Raw genomic sequence first — 5206 nt, forward strand, 5'->3', positions numbered from 1 at the left:
CGAAGGGAAGCGCCCGGAGGAAAGCCTGAGAGAGTCTCTCGGGTGAGTACAAAGGAAGCGTCCGTTCCTTGAGAACTCAACAGCGTGCCAAAAGTCAACGCCAGATATGTTGATACCCCGACCTGATCGGATCACTGATCGGGTTGAGGTTCCTTTGAAACACAACAGCGAGGACGCTGTGAACGGTCGGATTATTCCTCCGACTGTTCCGCTCCCGTGATGTAAAGCATTCACGGAGAGTTTGATCCTGGCTCAGGACGAACGCTGGCGGCGTGCTTAACACATGCAAGTCGAACGATGAACCACTTCGGTGGGGATTAGTGGCGAACGGGTGAGTAACACGTGGGCAATCTGCCCTGCACTCTGGGACAAGCCCTGGAAACGGGGTCTAATACCGGATACTGACCCGCTTGGGCATCCAAGCGGTTCGAAAGCTCCGGCGGTGCAGGATGAGCCCGCGGCCTATCAGCTAGTTGGTGAGGTAATGGCTCACCAAGGCGACGACGGGTAGCCGGCCTGAGAGGGCGACCGGCCACACTGGGACTGAGACACGGCCCAGACTCCTACGGGAGGCAGCAGTGGGGAATATTGCACAATGGGCGAAAGCCTGATGCAGCGACGCCGCGTGAGGGATGACGGCCTTCGGGTTGTAAACCTCTTTCAGCAGGGAAGAAGCGAAAGTGACGGTACCTGCAGAAGAAGCGCCGGCTAACTACGTGCCAGCAGCCGCGGTAATACGTAGGGCGCAAGCGTTGTCCGGAATTATTGGGCGTAAAGAGCTCGTAGGCGGCTTGTCACGTCGGTTGTGAAAGCCCGGGGCTTAACCCCGGGTCTGCAGTCGATACGGGCAGGCTAGAGTTCGGTAGGGGAGATCGGAATTCCTGGTGTAGCGGTGAAATGCGCAGATATCAGGAGGAACACCGGTGGCGAAGGCGGATCTCTGGGCCGATACTGACGCTGAGGAGCGAAAGCGTGGGGAGCGAACAGGATTAGATACCCTGGTAGTCCACGCCGTAAACGGTGGGCACTAGGTGTGGGCAACATTCCACGTTGTCCGTGCCGCAGCTAACGCATTAAGTGCCCCGCCTGGGGAGTACGGCCGCAAGGCTAAAACTCAAAGGAATTGACGGGGGCCCGCACAAGCGGCGGAGCATGTGGCTTAATTCGACGCAACGCGAAGAACCTTACCAAGGCTTGACATACACCGGAAACGGCCAGAGATGGTCGCCCCCTTGTGGTCGGTGTACAGGTGGTGCATGGCTGTCGTCAGCTCGTGTCGTGAGATGTTGGGTTAAGTCCCGCAACGAGCGCAACCCTTGTCCCGTGTTGCCAGCAAGCCCCTTCGGGGGTGTTGGGGACTCACGGGAGACCGCCGGGGTCAACTCGGAGGAAGGTGGGGACGACGTCAAGTCATCATGCCCCTTATGTCTTGGGCTGCACACGTGCTACAATGGCCGGTACAATGAGCTGCGATACCGCGAGGTGGAGCGAATCTCAAAAAGCCGGTCTCAGTTCGGATTGGGGTCTGCAACTCGACCCCATGAAGTCGGAGTCGCTAGTAATCGCAGATCAGCATTGCTGCGGTGAATACGTTCCCGGGCCTTGTACACACCGCCCGTCACGTCACGAAAGTCGGTAACACCCGAAGCCGGTGGCCCAACCCCTTGTGGGAGGGAGCTGTCGAAGGTGGGACTGGCGATTGGGACGAAGTCGTAACAAGGTAGCCGTACCGGAAGGTGCGGCTGGATCACCTCCTTTCTAAGGAGCACTTCTAAGCCAGGCTTGCCTGGTTCAGAGGCCAGTACATCAGCGAATGTCTGATGCTGGTTGCTCATGGGTGGAACGTTGACTATTCGGCACGATCAGGATGAGGACTGTCAGTACTGCTTCGGCGTGGAACACAGGATCTTGACTGGACGTGTCGGGCACGCTGTTGGGTGTCTGAGGGTACGGCCGTATGGCCTGCTTTCAGTGCCGGCCCCAGTGCACTCGAGCTGCTGGCTCGGGGTGATGGGTGGTTGGTCGTTGTTTGAGAACTGCACAGTGGACGCGAGCATCTGTGGCCAAGTTTTTAAGGGCGCACGGTGGATGCCTTGGCACCAGGAACCGATGAAGGACGTGGGAGGCCACGATAGTCCCCGGGGAGTCGTCAACCAGGCTTTGATCCGGGGGTTTCCGAATGGGGAAACCCGGCAGTCGTCATGGGCTGTCACCCGCTGCTGAACACATAGGCAGTGTGGAGGGAACGCGGGGAAGTGAAACATCTCAGTACCCGCAGGAAGAGAAAACAACCGTGATTCCGGGAGTAGTGGCGAGCGAAACCGGATGAGGCTAAACCGTATACGTGTGAGACCCGGCAGGGGTTGCGTGTGCGGGGTTGTGGGATCTCTCTTCCACGGTCTGCCGGCCGTGGGACGAGTCAGAAACCGTTGATGTAGGCGAAGGACATGCGAAAGGTCCGGCGTAGAGGGTAAGACCCCCGTAGTCGAAACATCAGCGGCTCGTTTGAGAGACACCCAAGTAGCACGGGGCCCGAGAAATCCCGTGTGAATCTGGCGGGACCACCCGCTAAGCCTAAATATTCCCTGGTGACCGATAGCGGATAGTACCGTGAGGGAATGGTGAAAAGTACCGCGGGAGCGGAGTGAAATAGTACCTGAAACCGTGTGCCTACAAGCCGTGGGAGCGTCGGACATCAAGCTTGCTTGGTGTCTCGTGACTGCGTGCCTTTTGAAGAATGAGCCTGCGAGTTTGCGGTGTGTTGCGAGGTTAACCCGGGTGGGGAAGCCGTAGCGAAAGCGAGTCCGAATAGGGCGTTTCAGTAGCACGCTCAAGACCCGAAGCGGAGTGATCTAGCCATGGGCAGGTTGAAGCGGAGGTAAGACTTCGTGGAGGACCGAACCCACCAGGGTTGAAAACCTGGGGGATGACCTGTGGTTAGGGGTGAAAGGCCAATCAAACTCCGTGATAGCTGGTTCTCCCCGAAATGCATTTAGGTGCAGCGTCGTGTGTTTCTTGCCGGAGGTAGAGCACTGGATAGGCGATGGGCCCTACCGGGTTACTGACCTTAGCCAAACTCCGAATGCCGGTAAGTGAGAGCGCGGCAGTGAGACTGTGGGGGATAAGCTCCATGGTCGAGAGGGAAACAGCCCAGAGCATCGACTAAGGCCCCTAAGCGTACGCTAAGTGGGAAAGGATGTGGAGTCGCACAGACAACCAGGAGGTTGGCTTAGAAGCAGCCACCCTTGAAAGAGTGCGTAATAGCTCACTGGTCTAGTGATTCCGCGCCGACAATGTAGCGGGGCTCAAGCGTACCGCCGAAGTCGTGTCATTGCAGCATATACGGCCAACGCCGGCTGTGATGGGTAGGGGAGCGTCGTGTGCCGGGTGAAGCAGCCGCGGAAGCGAGTTGTGGACGGTTCACGAGTGAGAATGCAGGCATGAGTAGCGATACAAACGTGAGAAACGTTTGCGCCGATTGACTAAGGGTTCCTGGGTCAAGCTGATCTGCCCAGGGTAAGTCGGGACCTAAGGCGAGGCCGACAGGCGTAGTCGATGGATAACCGGTTGATATTCCGGTACCCGCTGTGAAGCGTCAAACATCGAGCATCGTGATGCTAAGGCCGTGAAGCCGTTCCGGACCCTTCGGGGAATGGAAAGTGGTGGAGCCGCCGAACCAAGCGGTTAGTAGGTGAGTGATGGGGTGACGCAGGAAGGTAGTCCATCCCGGGCGGTGGTTGTCCCGGGGTAAGGGTGTAGGCCGTGCGGTAGGTAAATCCGTCGCACATGAGGCTGAGACCTGATGCCGAGCCGATTGTGGTGAAGTGGATGATCCTATGCTGTCGAGAAAAGCCTCTAGCGAGTTTCATGGCGGCCCGTACCCTAAACCGACTCAGGTGGTCAGGTAGAGAATACCGAGGCGTTCGGGTGAACTATGGTTAAGGAACTCGGCAAAATGCCCCCGTAACTTCGGGAGAAGGGGGGCCATTTCTGGTGATCGGATTTACTCCGTGAGCTGGGGGTGGCCGCAGAGACCAGCGAGAAGCGACTGTTTACTAAAAACACAGGTCCGTGCGAAGCCGTAAGGCGATGTATACGGACTGACGCCTGCCCGGTGCTGGAACGTTAAGGGGACCGGTTAGCTCCATTTCGGTGGGGCGAAGCTGAGAACTTAAGCGCCAGTAAACGGCGGTGGTAACTATAACCATCCTAAGGTAGCGAAATTCCTTGTCGGGTAAGTTCCGACCTGCACGAATGGCGTAACGACTTCTCGACTGTCTCAACCATAGGCCCGGTGAAATTGCACTACGAGTAAAGATGCTCGTTTCGCGCAGCAGGACGGAAAGACCCCGGGACCTTTACTACAGTTTGATATTGGTGTTCGGTTCGGCTTGTGTAGGATAGCTGGGAGACTGTGAACTCTGGACGCCAGTTCAGGGGGAGTCGTCGTTGAAATACCAGTCTGGTCGTGCTGGATGTCTAACCTGGGTCCGTGATCCGGATCAGGGACAGTGTCTGATGGGTAGTTTAACTGGGGCGGTTGCCTCCTAAAGAGTAACGGAGGCGCCCAAAGGTTCCCTCAGCCTGGTTGGCAATCAGGTGTTGAGTGTAAGTGCACAAGGGAGCTTGACTGTGAGACCGACGGGTCGAGCAGGGACGAAAGTCGGGACTAGTGATCCGGCGGTGGCTTGTGGAAGCGCCGTCGCTCAACGGATAAAAGGTACCCCGGGGATAACAGGCTGATCTTCCCCAAGAGTCCATATCGACGGGATGGTTTGGCACCTCGATGTCGGCTCGTCGCATCCTGGGGCTGGAGTCGGTCCCAAGGGTTGGGCTGTTCGCCCATTAAAGCGGTACGCGAGCTGGGTTTAGAACGTCGTGAGACAGTTCGGTCCCTATCCGCTGTGCGCGTAGGAGTCTTGAGAAGGGCTGTCCCTAGTACGAGAGGACCGGGACGGACGAACCTCTGGTGTGCCAGTTGTCCTGCCAAGGGCATGGCTGGTTGGCTACGTTCGGGAGGGATAACCGCTGAAAGCATCTAAGCGGGAAGCCTGCTTCGAGATGAGGACTCCCACCCCCTTGAGGGGTTAAGGCTCCCAGTAGACGACTGGGTTGATAGGCCGGATCTGGAAGCACCGCAAGGTGTGGAGGTGACCGGTACTAATAGGCCGAGGGCTTGTCCTCAGTTGCTCGCGTCCACTGTGTT

2 rRNA genes are annotated in these 5206 nt (G+C 57.6%); both read left to right on the plus strand.

Annotated elements, in window-relative coordinates:
• Window positions 1–229: 229 nt before the first annotated feature.
• Window positions 230–1758, plus strand: a 16S ribosomal RNA gene (locus tag ACP4IX_RS35810).
• A 303-nt stretch (window positions 1759–2061) separates the two neighbouring features.
• Window positions 2062–5184: ribosomal RNA gene (locus ACP4IX_RS35815) — 23S ribosomal RNA — on the plus strand.
• Together the 16S and 23S rRNA genes form the textbook arrangement of a ribosomal RNA operon.
• Window positions 5185–5206: the final 22 nt, after the last annotated feature.

Source organism: Streptomyces sp. WG5, from assembly GCF_049974565.1.
Taxonomy (GTDB): Bacteria; Actinomycetota; Actinomycetes; order Streptomycetales; family Streptomycetaceae; genus Streptomyces.